This is a genomic window from Nocardioides eburneus (assembly GCF_040838215.1).
Taxonomy (GTDB): Bacteria; Actinomycetota; Actinomycetes; order Propionibacteriales; family Nocardioidaceae; genus Nocardioides; species Nocardioides eburneus.
On sequence record NZ_JBFPJR010000014.1, the window covers coordinates 1 to 19,640 of the forward strand.

The window sequence follows — 19,640 nt, forward strand, 5'->3', positions numbered from 1 at the left end:
GATGCGACGTAGGGAGGCCCGGTATCCCCGGACTATCACGAAACCGTTCCGTCTCGGCCGGGCTTCGACGGCTACCCAACCCCACAGGGGCCGGACCGCCTCATCACCTGATGGCCGTACCACAACCGTACACGCGTTCGAACCAGCGGTCCAGGCCCTTTCCACCGCTTTGTCACGCCTCATCCCGTGCTGGCGATCCTCGCCGGCCTCGCCACGCCGGCCGACGACCGTCGTGACCGCGACCTGGTCAGCCCCGCCGCTGCCGCGCTCGCCCGGGATGCCATCGCGCCCCGATCATGGCAAGACCTGCTACCGAGCACTGCCAGCGCCGGACAGTCCGCCTCACGACCCGGAGCGCCGGCGTCACCGCATCTTGATCCGCGCCGTCCAGCTCGACCCGTCCCAGTACCTCAGCGGCGCCATGCCCTCGGGGTCGTCGTACCACCCTGCCGGACGCCCGTCGGCGGGTACGGCTGATGCGTCATCTGCATGCGGCGTCGGCTCCAGAGGCGGCGCAGCCACCACCCGGCGTACCGGGACGGCGTAGACATGCTCCTCCAACCAGGCCGCCGAGAGCTCACTTGCCTTCGCCGCATGGACGGACACCTCCGCCTTCACCCGGTTGCCCTTGACGACCGCCCGGGCCACGCAGCCGAGGCCGCGCTCCTCGAGCTGGTCGATCAAGGGCAGGAAGTGCTCACTCATCGCGGGCGTCATCCGTCCAGCGGCCACACCGTCGATGCAGACCTCGACGAGCTGTCTGGTCGACCGTGCCAGCGCCTCCTCGATCCGATGCAGGGTCACGTGGACCCAGCCTTCGCCCTCGGGCCGAAGCCAGGGCGCGCACGCCTCTGGCCCCGATGCGGTCGCTGCCAGCTTGACGGCGCGCCCGACAGGGATCTCGACCCCGCTCGGCGCAGCGTTCAGCGGCAGGATCAAGTGCGGCTCGGCAAGCGCCAGCGTGACGCGGGCGTGGAGGTGTCCGGTACGCCGCTCGACAGGATTCCCACGCCGGTCATAGCCGTATTCGACTTCTGGACGAGCCCAGACCCGCGCCTCGACCGTCGCCACGAGCCCGCGCCCCCGAAGCGCGAGGAGTGCTTGCTGGTAGCGGCCGGCGCTCTCCTTCGGCAGGTAGCCGACGAGGTTGCCCTTGATGACGACCTGGACGGCGTTGGGGTCATACCGGTTGGTCGGCTCGGGCACGAGGTGCGCGACGTACGTCGCCTCGGTGCCCGTCTCCGGCACCGGCTGCGCGAACAGCGCGCCGATCTCGGCGGAGTGATGACTCTCCCCCGCCACCTCGACGCTCGGCCACTTCTGCCCCCACAGCGAGAACTCCACGAGCCCGGTCGCCGCGGCGCCTCTGTCCGTCCGGTTGAACATCTGGTCATCCCCTTCCGCTCTGGCGGAAGTATGGCGTGACCGACGCCACTCAGCAGCCGGTTCCGGCATACGCCGGTGACGCCGATCAGTCACCGGGCAGCCAACGAAGGACCTGACCTTCCTCCGGGCGTGAACTGCCCGCGCTGGCGATCATCACCGGCCTCGACACGCCGGCCGACGACCGTGGCGACCGCGACGTGGTCAGCCCCGCGGCTGCCCCGGCGTCCTTCACCTGCGCACTGTCACGTCGACTTGCGCTTGCCCGTCGGTCGGGTCGGCTTCCGGATGATGTCAGTGTCCACGCCGCTCCGGCGCGGGACATAGCACCAGCCCTTCTTGGCCGTGGGGTCGTAGTGCAGGACCGTCCCGTCACGTTGCATCCCTCGGAGCCAGGCGTCCACCTCGCCGTCCACGCCGTCCGGCAGGGGGAACCCAGCCCGCCGGCGCGCCTCCTTCCGGAGCATCAGGATCGGATAGTCATGGTTGTGCTCGGGCTTGATCTTCCACGGGATCAACTCGTCGTCCCAGGTGATCCGGCGGTCGAGTCCCCGACGCCGACGGAAGTTGCCCCACATCGAGATCGTGGTCTCGATGTTGTACTTCTGCCGGTAGGTCCGAACCATCCACTCGTAGGTCCGCCCTTCCTCGAACCAGCGGAGCACCTCACGCTCGTTCTGGATCTTCGACTTCCCCAACTCCGGCCCTCTCCTCATCTGCCAACTCGATCGCGACCGCCGCGGGCACCGCAATATCCACCCGCTCCTTCGCCGCCACCTCGTACGCCACCCCGTACGGGATATGCACGCCGGCGATCGATTCCACGGCAGTGTCGAGGTGACTGGTCTGGTCGTCGAAGAAGATGTGCGGCCGCAGCACCTCGAGCACCTTCGCCTTCTCGATGCCGCCGAGGAAGAACGCGTCGTTGACGTTCACATCCCACTCGCGCATCGAATGGATCGCGCGCTCGTGGGCGGGGGCGTTCCTGGCGGTGACCAACGCGATGCGCAGCCGAGGCTCGTACGACGCGTCGTCGAGCTTTCGGCGCTCCTCCAGCTTCTGGATCCTGTTCAAGTCCTTGAGCAGCGGCTGGAGCGGGCCGGGAGCGAGCGGCTCGTCCTTATGACTCGCTTCGTGCTCCATGTACTTCTCAATACCGGACTCCTCATAGACCCGCTCGGAGCCGTCGTCCGAGAGCACTCCGTCGAAGTCGAACGCAACAACCAGCGACGGATCATCCTCGTCATACTCGGCCGCTGACCTCAGAACGTGACCTGCCGGGAATCCCGCCCGAATGGCCTCCACGACGTCTGCGCCATTCCCCGACAGGAAGAGGGACATCGACAAAGCCCCGATGAACTTGTGTGGCGAGCGTCCTTGCGTGAAGACGGCTCGTGTCATCGGCAACTTGTGTCGTTCGATCGAACGCATCACCCTCAGGCCGGTGTTCGGGTCGTTGCGCGACAGCACGATCACCTCGACCAAAGGATCATCCGGGCGCAAGTCGTTGAGCCCAAGCAGACGCCTGGTGAAAGGAAACGCGACGCCCGGACGAAGGGCGTCATCAATGCGCTCTTCCTGGTAGCGGCGATAGGCCTCTTCACCATGCTCCCGGAAGTACGCGTCGGACTCCGCCAGGTCGAACAAGGCACTCGAAGCGACGCCGATGACCAATCGGTCGTCGAGGTTGTACGCCACGTCAGCTCACCTCGCCCGCGACCTGCTCGGCATCCTTCACGCGGAGCTTGCCCGACATCAGCAGCGGCAGGAGCTCGTCGCGGGTCGCCGCGAGGCGGACCTTCTCGCTACGAAGTGCGTTGACCGCACTGCCGAGATTCGCGAGTTGGTCCTGGACGTCGGCCGGCAGCGCACGCGGGTCCGGAACCGAAAGCGCGAGGAGCTCGGCCGGCTTGACCCGCTGGTGGCTACCCGATGTGCCAGCAACGAGACCTTGGAGCGCAGCTGAGACCGCTGGCGTCTTGAGGGCTGCCCAAAGCGCGCTCGTCGAGGTGGTCCGTGGCACCAGCATGACGAACTCCGTCGAGGCCACGGCCATCTGCCTCGGCACGACTGGCACGTCCCAGATGCGGGGGATCCTCGGGTTGAGCTTCGAGATCAGAACGCACGGATCAGTTAGAGCGAACTTGTTGCTCTTGATCGAGCCAGCGTCGTCGGTCGCAGGAATCTGCCCATCGTCGAACGCGGGCAGGCTGAAGTGCGCCACCTCGGCGTCGAAGGTCTCTGGTTTGACCGACTTCGTCCGATGGTCGGCGAGTTCCAGCACCGAAACTGTCCGCGGCGACGACGACGCAAGCACCACCATCATCTCGTCCGCGGCCGTGATCACGCGGTCGTTGGCCGCGATCTTGTCGTCGAGGGCGCCCAGGGCCTCGGCGATGGCTCGCTGTTCCTCAAGCGAAGGAAAGCGGATTGGGATACTGCGCAGCGAGGATAGGGGCTGTGCGATGCCTGGAGTCCCCACCGTCGACGTGCGGGCCAGCAACTCCGGCTTGCCCGGGCCGCGGAAGTAGTAGAACACAAACAGGGGATCCATACGACTTCGATCGACACTGAGTTTCATCATGCTGGACGACAGCATGAGTTCCTCGTCACCAACGATGCCCACGCGTCCGATAGCACCGCGGTGCGGAAAGACGAGGTCACCCTTGCGCACCACGCAGGCCGCGAACTTGTTGACTATCGAATCCGGAACGAAGACGCGATCACTTGTGTCGAGAGCCTTCCCCTCGCGAATGTCTTGGCCCCGCACGACAGGCATACCGGTAGGCGTATAGACGTCAGCCTTCATTGCGGACCCGAACGGTCCAATAGCAATCGCACGCGGGTCACGAGCTGCGACGTCCTCAACCGACGCAGTGGTCCACTCACCCATCGAGCCGCTCCAACTGCTGCCGCACAACCTTCTCCAGCCGCGCGGACTCATCGAAGGCAGCCAGCAACTCCCCGCGCAGCCGGGCGATCTTCTGATCGATCGGCTCGCCGTCGTCCTCGACTTCGGGCGCGCCGACGTATCGCCCCGGCGTCAACGCATAGTCCGCGGCCTTGATCTCCGCCAGAGTCGCCGACTTGCAGAAGCCGGGCACGTCGGCGTACTCCTCCCCACCGCCGAACCAGGCGTGATAGGTCGAGCCGATCCGGGCGATGTCCTCGTCCGAGAGTGCGCGCTCGGCGCGGTCGACCATGTAGCCCAGGTCCCGCGCATCCACGAAGAGGACCTCGCCGGCGCGCGACCCCTTGTCCTTGGCGAAGAACCAGAGGCAGACCGGGATGCCGGTCGAGCGGAAGAGCTGGGTGGGCAGCGCGACCATGCAGGAGACGAGGTCGGCCTCGACGATCTGGGCGCGGATATCGCCCTCGCCGTTGGAGTTCGACGACATCGAGCCGTTCGCCATGACGACGCCGGCCTGGCCGCCCGGGGCCAGCTTGGAGATGATGTGCTGGATCCAGGCGTAGTTGGCGTTGGTGGCGGGAGGTACGCCGTACTTCCAGCGCGGGTCCTCGGTGTTGCGGGCCCAGTCCTTGATGTTGAACGGCGGGTTCGCCATCACGAAGTCCACCTGCACGTCGGGGTGGATGTCGCGCGCGAACGTGTCGCCCCAGCGGGCGCCGAGCCCCTTGTTGTCGATCCCGTGGATGGCGAGGTTCATCTTCGCCATCCGCCAGGTCTCCTCGTTGGCCTCCTGGCCGTAGACCGCGATCTTGGTCGGGTCACCGTCGTGGGACTCGATGAACTTCTCCGCCTGGACGAACATGCCGCCCGACCCGCAGCACGGGTCGTAGACCCGGCCGTGGTCCGGCTCGAGCACCTCGACGATCACCCGGACCACCGACGGCGGCGTGAAGAACTCGCCGCCCCGCTTGCCCTCGGCACGGGCGAAGGCGCCGAGGAAGTATTCATAGACCTCCCCCATCAGGTCCCGCGCCCGATGCTCGCCCTGACGGGAGAAGCGCGCGCTGTTGAAGAGGTCGATCAGCTCGCCGAGGCGGCGCTGGTCGATGTTGTCACGGTTGTAGAGCCGCGGCAGGGTGCCGGAGAGCGACGGGTTCTCCTTCATGACCGCGTCCATCGCCTCGTCGACCAGCGACCCGATCGTCCGCGCCGGCTCCTCCCCGACGGCCGGCCTGCCCTTGGCGTTCTCGGCGAGGAAGGTCCAGCGCGCCTGCGGCGGGACGACGAAGACGCCGTAGCCCTGGTATTCCTCCGGATCGTCGATGAGGTCGGCGATCTGCTCGTCGTCGTACCCCTCGGCGAGCAGGTCGGCGCGGATCGCCGTACGGCGCTCGTCGTAGGCGTCGGAGACGTACTTGAGGAAGACCAGCCCGAGGATGACGTCCTTGTATTGACTCGCCGAGAGCGAGCCGCGGAGCTTGTCGGCCGCCTTCCACAGCGTGTCCTTGAGCTCCTTCATCGTCGAGGGCGCGTCGGGCGCCGTGCTCTTCTTCCGCGGGGGCATGTCAGCCTGCTCTCTGGTCGCTGGTCGGGTGTCGGGTCGGGCGGCTGGTCGGGCTGCCGGTCGGGCTGCCGGTCGGGCTGCCGGTCGGGTCGGTGAGGTCGAGTGTGACGGTGCCGTTCGCGACGCCGTCGAGGAGGGCCGCGCGGAGCTCACGAGCGGCGGCGACGCGGCGCTCCAGCTCGGCGAGATAGACGTCGATCCCGGCCAGCGCGGCATCCAGTGGACCGGTCTCGCCGGCCGGAAGGACGGGCACCGCCCAGGTCGCCCACTCGCCCGACTCCTGCTGGTTGATGACCGCCGCGAGCGCGTGCGGCCCGATCGGCGCGGTGCGGGTGAGCCGGAGGATCCGCGACGGTGAGGCGACGATCGCGCCGCCGATCTCGTCGACGTGCGCGCACGGATGCGGACGCTCGGCGAAGACGACGTCCCCCGGCTCGGTGCGCATCGCCCGACCGTAGTGCCGCTCGGCATCGAACGGGTCGAGCCGCAACCCGCCGTCACCGGCCGGGTCGGCGGCGGAGACGACCCGCACCGTGCCGGCCGGATCGGCATGCTCGGCATCGATCCGGCTGCCGCGCTTGAGCTCGAGCTGCCCGGCTGACCGGAGCTCGCCGAGCGAGCGCCGGGAGAGTACGACGGCCCCGGGCGCCTCCTCGACGAGGACGTCGTAGCCATCGAGCGGACTGCTCGTCGCCAGGGTCGCCGCCCGGACGCGGTCGACGTGGTCGGTGGTCCTGGCGGTGCCCAGCTGCGGCGCCCGCACACCCCGGGGCACGACGACCCCGCCGGCGAGGACCGGGGCGAGGTCGGCGTTGCGCGCATAGCGGAAAGCCCGGCTCTCGCTGAGCTCCAGGGCGCCGACGACGTCGGAGGTGAGATCGCTCCGGTCAAGCTCGACCCCGGCGAGGTCGGCGACCTTGAACCGCTGGGTGGTGACCCCGCCCGACATCACCCACACCGCCAGGCTCTGGCGGGGCGCGGCCTTCCACAGGCCACGAGGGAGCCGCGCGGCGAACACCAGCCGGGCCGACCGCAGGGTCTGGGCGCGGTCGCGCTCCGCGTCGCCGGTGAGGCGGTCACAGAGCAGGGAGGCCGGCCCGAGGACGACCGCGGCGTCTGGCGGACCGAGCTCGAGGGCCGTCTCGTCGACCAGCCGCAGGTCCTCCCCGTCATCGAGCCCGACGACGGAGGCCAGCCGGAGGACCCCCGCGACAGCGCCGGGCTCGGCCACCTCGCGCTCCGTCAGCAGCGCACGGCGACGCAGGCGCCGGGCCTCGGCGTCGTCGCCGTCCGGAAGCACCCAGGCGTAGTCGGGAAGCGCGTCCGCCAGCTCACGGTGGGTTCCGCTCACCGCGAGCCCGAGCCCGTCACCGAGGTGGACGCGGCAGCCTTCCAGCACGGCCGCCACGGTCCTGGCCGCCTCGTCGGCGAGGCCGCGCGTCTGTGCGTCGCGCCGCAGCCGGCCGGAGTCGAGCCTGGACAGGGCGTCGCGCGGACCGTACGACGCCTCGACCAGCTCGTCGACGTAAGCGAGCAGCGCCGGCCTTGCCTCCCACGCCCGGATCTCGCGCAGCAGGAGCCGATCGTCGGGGTCGACCCGCTCGGCGAGCGCGACGAGTCCGTCGCTCGTCTGCCCCTCGAGCTGCTCGCCGCTGAGCACCTGGAGCGCGAGCAGGGTGAGGAGGACGTCGCGATCGGCGTCGAGCGGAGCCGAGAGCGCGGGCGCGTCCATGGCGTGCTCCGCGTTGTTGCCACGCCCGGTCTCCTCGAGCCACCGGACGACCGCATCCCGGTCGAAGCGCTCGATGCGGTCGACCACCGAGACCGGCGGCGGGAAGGGGATCTCACGTCCCCGGACACGGGAGCGACGGCGCCACATCGAGACCGCCGGCCGGGTGACGTGAGCGAGCGCAGCGATGTCCTGCATGGTCAGCGTCGCCGCCTGGGCCACCGCGCTCTCCTCTCACCTCGCTCCTGTGCCCGTCACTGTAGTGAGCACAAGCAGCGCATGCCGCTCGTTTCGCTGTTAAGCCTGCTTAACAGCGTCCTCGCTTCAGCCATGCGCCGCCGCGGGGTCAGGCTTCCTTCACCGACGCAGACGGCGTTGCGAGTCACCGGAAGACCGGTGTCGACGAAGGAGTCCCCATGACCACACCACCTCCCGAACCCGGGAAGGAGAGCGCCCCCGACGCGCCCATGAGCTGGTATCAGCACCCTCGACCGCTCTTCCCGCCGCCACCAGCGCCGCCGCGCAGGTCCCGACGTCGGCGGACCGTCCTTGTTGCGGCCGTCGCCGGCGGCGTACTCATCCTCGCGGGAGCCGGGTGGGGCGTCACCACCGCCGTCCGGCACCAGCACCGCGAGCAGGCCGCCGCCGACGCCGAGGCCGCGCACAAGCGCGCCATCACCACCTGCCGCCGTCAGATCGGCGACTTCGTCGCGGACCTCCGCGACATCGACGCCAAGCTCGACGTCGGCATGAACGAGGCCGACTACGGCGACGCGGTCCGCGAGGCCAGCGCCGAGGGGAACGACGTCGTCACCTCCGAGTTGAGCAGCGAGTGCGACTCGGCGTACGACCTCGCCGACCGGGCGCTGACCATCTATGCCGGCATCGAGTCCGACTGGAACGAGTGCCTCTACAGCGACTGGGACTGCGACGCCGACACCGACGTCGACTTCTCCGGCTGGGCCGACGCGAGCGACGACCTCGACGAGGCGTACGCCGCGATGCTCGCCGGCGGACTCGCCGACGAGCCCGGCGCGGGCTCGCAGAGCTGACCTCGCCCCCACGTCTTCGACACGACCGACCGACCGAACGAAGGAATCTCCCATGACCGACACCACCCAGCCCCGCAAGAAGCGCCGCGTCTTCCTCTGGTTCTTCCTCGCCGTCCAGGCGCTCTTCGTGATCTGGATCATCACCGGCGCCACCGGCGGCCACGACTACTCCGACTGCGGGTCGCTCACCCACCAGCAGTGCGCCGACGCCCAGGACGTCGGCACCGGGATCGGCGTCGTGCTGATCGTGGTCTTCTGGTGCGTCGTCGACTTCCTGCTGGCGGTCATCTACGGCATCTACCGGCTCGCGAAGCGGACCTGACCAGGCTGCGTTGCCGAGCTGGTGATGAGCTCGGGGCGTGGGCACCGGACGCCCACCGCCCCACGGAGGCTCGTGGGGACGCCTCCGAACGGCGACGGCCGGCGACGGGTTCACCGTCGCCGGCCGTCGTACGTCGGGCCGGGTCAGCCGAGATACTTCTCCCACGGCCCGGTGATGGCGAAGGTGTAGCCGGGCGTCTGCATGTTGACGAAGAGCACCTTGCCGTCGGCGGAGAACGTCGGGCCGGTGAACTCGGAGTCGTTGAGCTGGTTGCGGGCGATCGCCTGGGTCGGCCCGTACGGCGTGGCGGCGAGCACGTGCGAGGCACCCTTGCCGTCCTCGGCGAGGACGAGCGAGCCCCACGGGGTGACGGTCACGTTGTCGGGACCGTCGAAGACGAGATCGTCATACCTCGCGGCGGCGCCGGTCTCGGCGCTCTCCTGGTGCGGGAAGTAGGCGACCAGCCGGATCGTCTCGTCGGCGTAGTCGTAGAACCAGACCATCCCGTCGTGCGGCACCGCGTCCGCCGGGAGGTCGGACTCCGCGAAGGCGAAGGAGTTGACGACGTACACGCCCTTGTCGGTCCCCCAGACGCCCTCGAACTTCTTCCCGCGGGTGACCTCGCCGTCGGCGAACTGCTTGCGGGTGGAGGTCGTGGTGGCGAGGCGGTCGGGGACGGCCTTCCACCGCACCGGGAACGGCCGGCCGAGCTGCGCGGAGGTGAGGTAGGCGACGTCGGGCAGCACCGAGCCGTCGGGCATGAGGATCTGCATCGCCGCGAGGGTGCCGTCGTCATCACCCAGGCGGCTGGCGAGGCCCGGCCCCATCGTGAACCCGCGCGGCGCGGTCCAGCGATAGAAGAGGCCGTTCGGGCCGGAGGCGTCCTCGGAGAGGAAGACGTGCTGCTGGCGGTGGTCGATCGCGAGTGCCTCGTGCGCGAACCGGCCGAGCGCCTTGATCGGCTTCGGTAGCTTCCGGCCGTCGTGGAAGACCTCGAAGACGTAGCCGTGGTCCTTCTCGTAGGTGCCGCTCCTGCCGTTGCCGCTCCACGCCTTGCCGGCCTTGTCCTCGGTCTCCTCGCAGGTGAGCCACGTGCCCCACGGCGTCGGGCCACCGGCGCAGTTGGTCGACGTACCGGAGATGCCGACGAACTCGCCGAGGTTGCGGCCCTGCGCGTCGGTGGTGATGACCGTGCAGCCGCCGGCGTCGAGGGCGCCGGGGTCATAGACGGTGCCGTGCACGTGCGGCACGCCGAGCGCGGAGCCGGCGCCCAGCTCGTGGTTCTGGATCAGCTTGTAGCGTCCGCGGCCGTCGCTGAAGACCGCCGTGCCGTCGTGGTTGGACGGCGTCTTGGGACCCTCCTTCAGCGTCGTCTCACCGGCGCTGGTGACGATGGCGTAGCGGAAGCCGGCCGGCAGGGCGAGAAGGCCCTTCGGGTCGTCGACCAGGGGCGGGAACATCGGGTTGGACGACGTGTTCGGCCGTGCGGCCGCGCCGGGACGGAACCGGCCGGCGGGGCTGGCCTCGGCCAGCGAGGGTACGGCGCCGGCGACGGCGAGACCGACACCGGCGGCACCGCCGGCGATGAGCGATCGACGAGTGGCAGTCATGAGGGATGGGCTCCTGGGAGTCGGGGGATCTCGGGAGCGCCAGCCAATCGGTGCCGGCCGAACACCGGGTACCCGCGCACGTGACGGCTCGCCGACCCGCGGAGGAAGGGACGTTGACCCGTAGTTCGGCTATGAATGCAGCGTTGATGGTCACGTCCGCGCGCGCACCGCCTCGAGCGCGCCCGAGCCGATAAAGTGGCCTGGCGCACGTCTCGCCCCGAAGAGGAGCCGATGATCCGACCCTGGCGCCGCAGTCACCTGGGCACGGAAGCGGACCGGGTGACCTTCCGGACGCTCCACACGGCCTCGCTCATGACCGGCGCGCTGCGCAACGGGCTGAGCCTGGCGTCCGCCGAGCAGTCGGTGAGACACCTGCGCTCGCTGGTCGCGGCCCCGGCGGTGGCGCTCACCGACCCCGAGTCGCTGCTCGCGTGGGACGGCGGCGAGGCCCAGCACCAGCGCGACGTACCCGACCTGGCCAAGCGCGGCGTCGCGGAGGGGACGACGACGGTGGTCGACCACGACGACTTCAGCTGCAGCGACCCGCGCTGCGGCATCCGGCAGGCGGTCGTGTCCCCGCTGACGATCGAGGACCGGGTGGTCGGGACCCTCCTCGTGCTGACGCCGGGCGCCTCAGCGGTGCTGGTCCGGGCGACGACGGAGCTCGCCCGCTGGGTGTCGGGTCAGCTCGAGCTGAGCGAGCTCGAGAGCTCCCGCTCCCGGCTCATGGAGGCGGAGGTCCGCGCGCTGCGCGCCCAGATCAGCCCACACTTCATCTACAACAGCCTGACCGCGATCGCCAGCTTCGTGCGCACCGACCCCACCCGCGCCCGCGAGCTGCTGCTCGACTTCGCCGACTTCACCCGCTACTCCTTCCGCCGGCTCGGGGACTACACCACCCTCGAGGAGGAGCTCCGCTCGATCCAGCGCTACCTCGTGCTCGAGCAGGCCCGGTTCGGCGACCGGCTGGGCGTCACCCTGCGGATCGCGCCCGAGGTGCTCCCCGTGACGATCCCGGTGCTCAGCCTCCAGCCGCTGGTGGAGAACGCCGTCCGCCACGGACTCTCCGCCAAGTCCGAGGGCGGCACCGTCACGATCGTCGCGCGCGACCTCGACCGGGATGCGCTCATCACGATCGAGGACGACGGCGTCGGCGAGTCCCCGGAGCGGATCCGGCGCGCCCTCGCCGGGGACACCTCGATGGACTCGGTCGGACTCGCCAACGTCGATGAGCGGCTCCGCTCGACGTTCGGGGACGACTACGGTCTCGTCGTGGACACCGCGCCCGGGGCCGGCACGAAGGTGACGGTCCGGGTGCCGAAGTATGCCGCGGGGGTGCGACCATGACGAGCCAGACCGGCCAGCCGGCGACCGGCGGCCAGCCGACCAGCCAGCCGATCCCGGCCTCCGCCGGCGCCCCGCCGCGCCGGACCGGCCACGAGCCGCTGCGCCTCCTCGTCGTCGACGACGAGCGTCCCGCGCTCGACGAGCTCGCGTTCCTGCTGCGCAGCGACGGCCGAGTCGGCGAGATCCTCACCTCCGACTCCTCCACGGAGGCGCTCCGGATCCTGCGCGAGGTCGACGTGGACGCCGTCTTCCTCGACATCGCGATGCCCGGGCTGACCGGCCTCGACCTCGCCGCCGTCCTCGCCCGGTTCGCCCGCGCACCCGCGATCGTCTTCGTCACCGCCCACGCGGAGCACGCCGTCGACGCGTTCGACCTCAACGCCGTGGACTACCTCCTCAAGCCGGTCCGCGAGGAGCGGCTGCGCGAGGCGGTCCGCCGGATCAGCGAGACCGGCGCGGAGCAGCGCCCGGCCGGGGACGACACCATCGCCGTCGAGCTCGGCGGCGTGACGCGCCTCGTCGCCCGCTCCGAGGTTCAGTACGTCGAGGCGCAGGGCGACTACTCCCGACTGCACACCGCGCAGGGCAGCCATCTCGTGCGGCTGCCGATCAGCTCCCTGGAGGACCGCTGGCGCGACGCCGGCTTCCTGCGCATCCACCGCTCACTCCTCGTCGCGCTCCCCCACGTCGAGGAGATCCGCGAGGACGACGGCCGGGTCGCGGTGGTCGTCGCCGGCCGCGAGCTGCAGGTGAGCCGACGGCACACCCCCGCGCTGCGCGAGCAGCTGCGGCGCACCCGGCGGGCCGAGCCGTGAGCACCACCCGCCCACCGGCGGATCATCCCGGCGAGCTCCCGGGCCAGGCGCCGCCGGCCGGCCAGGCGCCACCGGTCCGGGTGCGGGTCACCGCGCCCGCGACAGCCCGCAGCCGGCGTACGACCGTCGTCTCGGAGATCGACGCGCAGACCGAGGTGGGCGCCGTCTACATGCGGTCGCTCATGCGCAGCCAGCTGCGGCTCGCGCTCGGCATCACGACACTGCTCGTGCTCACCATCGGGCTGCTGCCGGTCCTGCTCGCGACGATCCCGTGGCTGCGCCGGGTCGAGGTCTGGGGCGTGCCCGTGGTCTGGATCCTGCTCGGCGCCGGCTGCTACCCCGTGCTGATCGCGCTCGCCGTCGCCTACGTCCGCCGCGCGGAGCGCAACGAGCGCAACTTCCACGACCTCGTCGGGCCGCGATGAGGCCGGGCCGATGAGCGCCGGGGCCGCGCTCGCGGTGACCGCGGTGTGCCTGGTCGCGATGCTGACGCTCGCGGTCGGGGCGTTCGGGCTGCGGTTCTCGCGCACGACGAGCGACTTCTACGTCGCCAGCCGAACCGTGCGACCGGCGACCAACGCGGCGGCGATCAGTGGCGAGTACCTCTCCGCCGCCTCCTTCCTCGGCGTCGCAGGGCTCGTGGCGACCCGCGGCCCCGACATGCTGTGGTACCCGGTCGGCTACACCGCCGGCTATCTCCTGCTGCTCCTCTTCGTGGCCGCGCCGCTGCGTCGTTCGCGCGCCTACACGTTGCCCGACTTCGCCGAGTTCCGGCTCGAGTCGCAGGCCGCGCGCGGAGTCGCCAGCGGGCTCGTCGTCCTGATCTGCGTGCTCTACCTGCTGCCGCAGTTCCGTGGCGCCGGCCTCACGCTGCGCACGCTCACCGGCGCCCCGGACTGGCTCGGCTCGGGCATGGTCGCGGTCCTCGTGCTGCTCGGCGTCGCCGCCGGCGGGATGCGCAGCATCACGCTCGTGCAGGCCGTGCAGTACTGGATCAAGCTGGCCTGCCTCCTCATGCCGCTCGCCTTCCTGCTCGTGCACCTGCACGGCGGCGCCGCCGGCGCCCACGCCCGCCTCGCCCGCAGCGACTGGCTGGAGCCCATGCAGGGCCCGTACAGCCTCTACCTCACCTACTCGCTGATGCTCGCGACGTTCCTCGGCACCATGGGGCTGCCCCACGTGGCCGTGCGCTTCTACACCAACCGCGACGGCCACGCCGCCCGGCGTACGACGGTGTCGGTCCTCATGCTGCTGAGCCTCTTCTACCTCCTCCCGCCGGTGTACGGCGCCCTCGGCCACCGCCACCTGCCCGGACTCTCGGCGAGCGACAGCACCGACACCACCGACCTGGTGGTCCTCGACCTCCCCCACCGCCTGCTCGGTGGCATGACCGCCGACCTCCTCACGGCCGTCCTCGGCGCGGGCGCGTTCGCGGCGTTCCTCTCGACGTCCTCCGGGCTCGTCCTCTCGATCGCCGGCGTGCTCGGCCAGGACATCCTCGGGCGGCGCTTCCCGCCCGTGACCGCCTTCCGGCTGGCCGCGGTCGCCGCCGCGCTCGGCACACTGGTGCTCACCCTGCTCACCACCGGTCTGGCCGTGGCGCACGCCGTCGAGCTCGCGTTCGCGGTCGCGGCCTCGACGTTCTGCCCGCTGCTCCTGCTCGGCATCTGGTGGCGGGGCCTCACCGCCGTCGGCGCGGTGTGCGGCATGGTCGTGGGCGGCGGTCTCTCCACCGCGGCCGTGCTCGCGGTCATGGCCGGGGCCGACGGAGACGGGCTGGCCGGCGCGGTGCTCGCCCAGCCCGCGATGGTGACCGTGCCGCTCGCCTTCGTGGCCATGGTGGGCGTCTCGCTCGCCACCCGCGGGCACCGGCCGCCGCGGCTGGCCCGCACCATGGTCAGGCTGCACGCCCCCGAGGCCGTGCAGGTCGACCGGAGCGGCTTCCGCGCCCGGGGCGCGCTGGACCAGACCTGAGCGACGGCGGATCATCCGCTGCGCGACGTGACGCGCGTCACGCGTTCGTCGCAGTAGAACGACCGCTCGTCGCATGTGACGTAGCACACATCGCACGGCGTACGCCGCCCGGCGACGGCGCCGCCGCCGGCTCTGGTGGGGCTGATGTGACGTCCGTAGCGTCGTGATGCCCCGGACCACCGGAGCCATGTCGTCCTGCGTTGAGAAGGAGCAAACATGACCACCCATGAGACAGCGCCCCGCGAGGCGCCCATGTCCCGGCCCCTTCCCGGGGCGCACATCGCCGATCCGGCCCCGCTCGGCCTCGCGGCCTTCGCGCTGACCACCTTCGTCCTCAGCACCGTCAACGCGGACTTCGTCCCGCAGAGCCTCGTCGGCGGCGCCCTCGGCCTCGCTCTCGCCTACGGCGGCATCGGCCAGTTCGCCGCCGGACTGTGGGAGTTCGCCAAGGGCAACACCTTCGGCGCCACCGCGTTCTGCTCCTACGGCGGGTTCTGGGTGTCGTTCTGGTGGCTGGCCGAGAAGGACCTGGGCAACCTCGGTCCCGAGGGCTACAAGGTCGTCGGGGTCTATCTCCTCGGCTGGACCATCTTCACGGCCTACATGACGGTCGCCGCAACCCGGGTCTCGGGCGCCGTCCTGTCGGTCTTCGTCCTCCTGACGATCACCTTCCTGGTCCTGGCCATCGGCTGGTTCGACAAGGAGTCGTCGAACTGGATCAAGGTCGGCGGCTATCTCGGCATCCTGACCGCACTGGCGGCCTGGTACACGTCGTTCGCCGGCGTCACCGCGTTCACGTTCAAGCGCCAGGTGCTGCCGGTCGGACCGCGCGCCTGAGCCGCCTCAACCGCTGCCCAACCCCGCCTGCGCCACACTGGGCCCGACGGCCCTAGTGTGGCGTAGGCCACGGTATCCACCGTCAACCTGCATCGAGACTGCACGGGAAGTGATCGCACGTGAGTACTGACCCATCCTCTGGGACCCTCTCGAACCTGCTCCACGAGAACCGTAGGTTCGAGCCCCCGGCCGAGCTGGCCGCGCATGCCAACGTGACGGCCGAGGCCTACGCCGAGGCCGAGGCCGACCGCGACGCCTTCTGGGCCAAGGCCGCCGAGCGGCTCACCTGGTCCCAGAAGTGGGACCGCGTCCTCGACTGGGACAACCCGCCGTTCGCCAAGTGGTTCGTCGGCGGCCGGCTCAACGCGGCCTACAACTGCGTCGACCGGCACGTCGAGGCCGGCCACGGCGACCGGATCGCGATCCACTGGGTCGGCGAGCCGCTCGAGGACACCCGCGACCTGACCTACGCCGACCTCAAGGACGAGGTCAGCCGGGCCGCCAACGCGCTCACCGATCTCGGGGTCGAGACCGGTGACCGGGTCGCGATCTACATGCCGATGATCCCCGAGGCGGTCATCGCGATGCTCGCCTGCGCCCGCATCGGCGCGCCCCACACCGTCGTCTTCGGCGGCTTCTCCGCCGAGGCGCTGGCCTCCCGCATCGAGGACTGTGGCGCCATGGTGGTCATCACCTCCGACGGCGGCTACCGGCGCGGCGCACCCTCCTCGCTCAAGCCCGCGGTCGACGAGGCCCGCTCCATCGCGGCCAAGAACGGCCACCAGGTGGAGAAGGTGCTCGTCGTACGCCGGACCGGGCAGGAGGTCGACTGGGACGACGCCGTCGACGTGTGGTGGCACGACGTGGTGGCGTCGGCCTCGCCCGAGCACACCCCGGAGGCCTTCGACGCCGAGCATCCGCTCTTCGTGATGTACACCTCCGGCACGACGGGCAAGCCGAAGGGCATCCTGCACACCACCGGCGGCTACCTCGTCGGGACGTCCTACACGCACTGGGAGGTCTTCGACCTCAAGCCGGAGACCGACGTCTACTGGTGCTCGGCCGATATCGGCTGGATCACCGGCCACAGCTACATCGTCTACGGACCGCTGGCCAACGGCGCCACCCAGGTGCTCTACGAGGGCACCCCGGACTTCCCCGAGCGCGGCCGCTGGTGGGACGTCATCGAGCAGCACAAGGTGACGATCTTCTACACCGCCCCGACCGCGATCCGCTCCTTCATGAAGCAGGGCCGCGAGATCCCCGACGCCCGCGACCTGTCCTCGCTGCGTCTGCTCGGGTCGGTCGGTGAGCCGATCAACCCCGAGGCCTACGTGTGGTACCGCGAGGTCGTCGGCGGCGGCCGCACCCCGGTCGTCGACACCTGGTGGCAGACCGAGACCGGGATGATCATGATCAGTCCGCTGCCCGGCGTGACCGCCGGCAAGCCCGGCTCGGCGATGACGCCGCTGCCCGCGATCGGCGCCGAGGTCGTCAACGACGAGGGGGCGGCGGTGCCGAAGGGCTCCGGTGGCTATCTCGTCCTCACCCAGCCCTGGCCCGCGATGCTGCGCACCATCTGGGGCGACGACCAGCGCTACGTCGACACCTACTGGGCCCGGTTCAAGGATCAGGGCTACTACTTCGCCGGCGACGGGGCGAAGAAGGACGAGGACGGCGACCTGTGGGTCCTGGGCCGCGTCGACGACGTCATGAACGTCTCCGGACACCGCCTGTCCACGACCGAGATCGAGTCGGCCCTGGTCTCCCACCCCTACGTCGCCGAGGCAGCCGTGGTGGGTGCCACCGACGCCGACACCGGCCAGGCGGTCGTCGCCTACGTCATCCTGCGGGAGGACGCCGTCCAGGATCTCGGGGCGGACGGGGGCGAGGACATCGCGAAGGTCCTCTCCGACCACGTCCGCAAGGAGATCGGCCCGATCGCGAAGCCGCGCCAGATCATGATCGTCCCCGAGCTGCCCAAGACCCGCTCGGGCAAGATCATGCGCCGGCTGCTGCGCGACGTCGCCGAGCACCGCGCCGTCGGTGACACCACCACCCTGGCCGACAGCTCCATCATGGAGCTCATCTCGGCCGGCAAGGCGCAGTCCACCGAAGACTGAGAGGCGAGTCGGCGTCCATGGACGCCGACTCGATCCGCAGAGACCGCCGAGTCGGCGCACATGGTCACCTTGTGCGCCGACTCGGCGGTTGTTCGGGGCGCACTAGCGCGACTCGGCATCAGGCCGGTCGGTAGGGTTGCCTGTGGTGTGCCGGGAAGTCTGGTCGGCGAGATGTACGACGACCCTTGGAGGCTCCCGGTGATGACGACCCCCACCCGCTCGGCCCGCGGACGGCTGTTCTCGCGCGGCTCCTGGCCGGAGGCGGCCCGCATCGCCGAGGCGCTCCGGGCCGAGACGACCGGCGGCCTGCTGCTCATCGCCGGCGCCGTCGTCGCCGTCGTCTGGGCGAACACGCCGTGGAGCTCGGCCTACGACCACCTGCGCGACTGGCAGCTTGGGCCGGCCTCGCTCGACCTCCACCTCTCGCTGGCCGGCTGGGCCTCCGACGGCCTGCTCGCGATCTTCTTCTTCGTCGCCGGTCTGGAGCTGAAGCGGGAGTTCGTCGCCGGCGACCTGCGCGACCCGCGCCGGGCGGCGCTCCCCGTGGCGGCCGCCGTCGGAGGGATGGCGATGCCGGCCGTGCTCTACGCGCTCGTCAACACGCTGGCGGCCGACGGGGCACCGGGCGGCTGGGCCATCCCGACCGCCACCGACATCGCCTTCGCGGTGGCCATCCTGGCCGTCATCAGCACCCACCTGCCGACCGGGTTGCGGACCTTCCTCCTCACCCTCGCGGTCGTCGACGACCTCCTCGCGATCACCATCATCGCGCTCTTCTACACCGACCGGCTCCACCTGGGGTGGCTGCTGCTGGCCCTCGTGCCCATCGCCGTGTTCGGCACCCTCGTCCAGCGCCGCGTCTACTCTCCCTGGCTGCTCGTGCCGCTCGCGCTGGCCGCGTGGGCCCTCGTGCACGCGAGCGGTGTCCACGCGACGGTCGCCGGCGTCGTACTCGGGTTCACCGTGCCCGTCCTGCGGCGCGACGGCGGCCCCGGCCGCGGGCTCGCTGAGCACCTCGAGCATCTCGTCCGACCGCTGTCGGCCGGCGTCGCGGTGCCGGTCTTCGCGTTCTTCGCCGCCGGGGTGACGCTCGGCGGCTGGCACGGCATCGGCCGGGCGCTGCAGGACCCCGTCACGATCGGTGTCGTCCTCGGGCTCGTCGTCGGCAAGACGAGCGGGATCGCCGGATCGACCTGGCTGCTGGCCACGTTCACGCGCGCGGACCTCGACGACGAGCTCTCCTGGTGGGACGTCCTCGGCATGGCGATGCTCGCCGGCGTCGGCTTCACCGTCTCCCTGTTGATCGGCGAGCTCGCCTTCGGCACCGGGTCGGCGCGGGATGCGCACGTCAAGGTCGGGGTACTGCTCGGGTCGGTGCTCGCCGCCACCGTGGCCGCCATCGTGCTCCGCGCCCGCAACCGGGTCTACCGCCGGATCGAGGCGCTGGAGACCCTCGATGTCGACCGGGACGGGGTTCCGGACGTCTTCGAGAACGACTGGGATCGGTAAGGTCTGCACCGGACCCCCCACATGACCGACGTACCCGACGACGAAGGACGCCCATGGCCACCGAACCCGTGAAGGCCCCGCAGGACACCGATCCGACCATCGGTCGCCTCGTCGCCGACGCGAGCCGGGACATCTCCACCCTGATCTCGAAGGAGATCCAGCTCGCCAAGCGCGAGCTGAAGGTCAGCGTCACCAACGGCGGCATCGGCGCGGCGCTCTTCGCCGCCGCCGGCTTCCTGCTGGTCCTGGCCGTCATCATGCTGTCCGTCTCGATCGCCTACTTCATCCACTGGGCCGGCCTCGAGCTGTGGTGGTGCTTCCTGATCGTCTTCGGCCTCTACGTCGTCCTCGCGGGCCTGCTCGCCTTCGTCGGCATCAAGAAGGTCAAGAAGGTCAAGGCCCCCGAGCGCGCGATCGCCCAGGGTCGCGAGATCCCCAAGGCGCTCAAGGGCAAGGCCTGACCC

General features: G+C 70.5%; 17 protein-coding genes. 10 read left to right on the forward strand and 7 right to left on the reverse strand.

Translation table 11 applies throughout. The annotated features are described in order from the left end of the window. Positions 1–363: 363 nt before the first annotated feature. From AB3X52_RS09660 to AB3X52_RS09685, 6 genes are all read right to left on the reverse strand, one after another. Positions 364–1,386 (reverse strand): DUF2510 domain-containing protein, encoded by a 1,023-nt coding sequence (locus AB3X52_RS09660; RefSeq protein WP_367993692.1) that lies wholly within the window; start codon positions 1,384–1,386, stop codon positions 364–366. A gap of 242 nt (positions 1,387–1,628) precedes the next feature. Further along, a complete protein-coding gene (locus tag AB3X52_RS09665) occupies positions 1,629–2,081 on the reverse strand; it encodes a hypothetical protein (RefSeq protein ID WP_367993694.1) in 453 nt (150 codons plus the stop codon). Further along, entirely contained in the window at positions 2,050–3,081 is a 1,032-nt protein-coding gene (locus AB3X52_RS09670) for a 5'-nucleotidase (RefSeq protein WP_367993696.1), read from the reverse strand. The genes AB3X52_RS09665 and AB3X52_RS09670 overlap by 32 nt, the downstream gene beginning before the upstream one ends. Position 3,082: 1 nt before the next feature. Further along, entirely contained in the window at positions 3,083–4,276 is a 1,194-nt protein-coding gene (locus AB3X52_RS09675) for a restriction endonuclease subunit S (protein ID WP_367993698.1), read from the reverse strand. Next, entirely contained in the window at positions 4,269–5,858 is a 1,590-nt protein-coding gene (locus AB3X52_RS09680) for a class I SAM-dependent DNA methyltransferase (RefSeq protein WP_367993700.1), read from the reverse strand. Before AB3X52_RS09680 ends, AB3X52_RS09675 begins: the two co-directional genes overlap by 8 nt. A gap of 1 nt (position 5,859) precedes the next feature. Further along, positions 5,860–7,809 carry a hypothetical protein gene (locus AB3X52_RS09685; protein WP_367993702.1) on the reverse strand — a complete coding sequence of 650 codons (1,950 nt, stop codon included), beginning with the start codon at positions 7,807–7,809 and terminating at the stop codon, positions 5,860–5,862. Positions 7,810–8,003: 194 nt separating this feature from the next. Between AB3X52_RS09685 and AB3X52_RS09690 the strand changes: the two genes are divergently transcribed. Further along, positions 8,004–8,639: a hypothetical protein gene (locus AB3X52_RS09690; RefSeq protein WP_367993704.1), complete on the forward strand. Its 636-nt coding sequence runs from the start codon at positions 8,004–8,006 to the stop codon at positions 8,637–8,639. A 52-nt stretch (positions 8,640–8,691) separates the two neighbouring features. Further along, on the forward strand, positions 8,692–8,961 hold the full coding sequence (locus AB3X52_RS09695) for a hypothetical protein (RefSeq protein ID WP_367993706.1): 270 nt from the start codon (positions 8,692–8,694) through the stop codon (positions 8,959–8,961). Between the two features lie 143 nt (positions 8,962–9,104). On the opposite strand, the gene AB3X52_RS09700 is transcribed toward AB3X52_RS09695, so the two are convergent. Beyond that, positions 9,105–10,571, reverse strand: coding sequence for an alkaline phosphatase PhoX (locus AB3X52_RS09700; protein ID WP_367993708.1), 1,467 nt, complete (start codon positions 10,569–10,571; stop codon positions 9,105–9,107). A gap of 231 nt (positions 10,572–10,802) precedes the next feature. On the opposite strand from AB3X52_RS09700, the gene AB3X52_RS09705 reads away from it, so the two are divergent. The 8 genes from AB3X52_RS09705 (at position 10,803) to AB3X52_RS09740 (ending at position 19,637) form a co-directional block, all read left to right on the forward strand. After that, positions 10,803–11,918, forward strand: a complete 1,116-nt coding sequence (locus tag AB3X52_RS09705; RefSeq protein ID WP_367993710.1) for a sensor histidine kinase — start codon at positions 10,803–10,805, stop codon at positions 11,916–11,918. Further along, positions 11,915–12,733, forward strand: a complete 819-nt coding sequence (locus tag AB3X52_RS09710; protein WP_367993712.1) for a LytR/AlgR family response regulator transcription factor — start codon at positions 11,915–11,917, stop codon at positions 12,731–12,733. Before AB3X52_RS09705 ends, AB3X52_RS09710 begins: the two co-directional genes overlap by 4 nt. After that, entirely contained in the window at positions 12,730–13,158 is a 429-nt protein-coding gene (locus AB3X52_RS09715; RefSeq protein WP_367993714.1) for a DUF485 domain-containing protein, read from the forward strand. The genes AB3X52_RS09710 and AB3X52_RS09715 overlap by 4 nt, the downstream gene beginning before the upstream one ends. 10 nt (positions 13,159–13,168) lie before the next feature. After that, positions 13,169–14,707, forward strand: a complete 1,539-nt coding sequence (locus AB3X52_RS09720) for a sodium/solute symporter (RefSeq protein WP_367993716.1) — start codon at positions 13,169–13,171, stop codon at positions 14,705–14,707. A gap of 216 nt (positions 14,708–14,923) precedes the next feature. Next, entirely contained in the window at positions 14,924–15,544 is a 621-nt protein-coding gene (locus AB3X52_RS09725; RefSeq protein ID WP_367993717.1) for an acetate uptake transporter, read from the forward strand. Between the two features lie 119 nt (positions 15,545–15,663). After that, positions 15,664–17,667, forward strand: a complete 2,004-nt coding sequence (acs, locus tag AB3X52_RS09730) for an acetate--CoA ligase (protein WP_367993719.1) — start codon at positions 15,664–15,666, stop codon at positions 17,665–17,667. A gap of 201 nt (positions 17,668–17,868) precedes the next feature. Continuing rightward, complete coding sequence (gene nhaA / locus AB3X52_RS09735) at positions 17,869–19,176, forward strand: Na+/H+ antiporter NhaA (protein WP_367993721.1); 1,308 nt, start codon at positions 17,869–17,871, stop codon at positions 19,174–19,176. A 53-nt stretch (positions 19,177–19,229) separates the two neighbouring features. Continuing rightward, a complete protein-coding gene (locus tag AB3X52_RS09740) occupies positions 19,230–19,637 on the forward strand; it encodes a phage holin family protein (RefSeq protein WP_367993723.1) in 408 nt (135 codons plus the stop codon). The last annotated feature ends 3 nt before the right edge of the window (positions 19,638–19,640 follow it).

Excerpts from the sequence above, each read along its gene's own strand:
- AB3X52_RS09660 (WP_367993692.1), bottom strand. The coding sequence starts at position 1,386 with ATGTTCAACCGGACGGACAGAGGCGCCGCGGCGACCGGGCTCGTGGAG.
- AB3X52_RS09675 (WP_367993698.1), bottom strand. The coding sequence starts at position 4,276 with ATGGGTGAGTGGACCACTGCGTCGGTTGAGGACGTCGCAGCTCGTGAC.
- AB3X52_RS09680 (WP_367993700.1), bottom strand. The coding sequence starts at position 5,858 with ATGCCCCCGCGGAAGAAGAGCACGGCGCCCGACGCGCCCTCGACGATG.
- AB3X52_RS09690 (WP_367993704.1), top strand. The coding sequence starts at position 8,004 with ATGACCACACCACCTCCCGAACCCGGGAAGGAGAGCGCCCCCGACGCG.
- AB3X52_RS09695 (WP_367993706.1), top strand. The coding sequence starts at position 8,692 with ATGACCGACACCACCCAGCCCCGCAAGAAGCGCCGCGTCTTCCTCTGG.
- AB3X52_RS09700 (WP_367993708.1), bottom strand. The coding sequence starts at position 10,571 with ATGACTGCCACTCGTCGATCGCTCATCGCCGGCGGTGCCGCCGGTGTC.
- AB3X52_RS09705 (WP_367993710.1), top strand. The coding sequence starts at position 10,803 with ATGATCCGACCCTGGCGCCGCAGTCACCTGGGCACGGAAGCGGACCGG.
- AB3X52_RS09710 (WP_367993712.1), top strand. The coding sequence starts at position 11,915 with ATGACGAGCCAGACCGGCCAGCCGGCGACCGGCGGCCAGCCGACCAGC.
- AB3X52_RS09720 (WP_367993716.1), top strand. The coding sequence starts at position 13,169 with ATGAGCGCCGGGGCCGCGCTCGCGGTGACCGCGGTGTGCCTGGTCGCG.
- AB3X52_RS09725 (WP_367993717.1), top strand. The coding sequence starts at position 14,924 with ATGACCACCCATGAGACAGCGCCCCGCGAGGCGCCCATGTCCCGGCCC.
- nhaA (WP_367993721.1), top strand. The coding sequence starts at position 17,869 with ATGACGACCCCCACCCGCTCGGCCCGCGGACGGCTGTTCTCGCGCGGC.
- AB3X52_RS09740 (WP_367993723.1), top strand. The coding sequence starts at position 19,230 with ATGGCCACCGAACCCGTGAAGGCCCCGCAGGACACCGATCCGACCATC.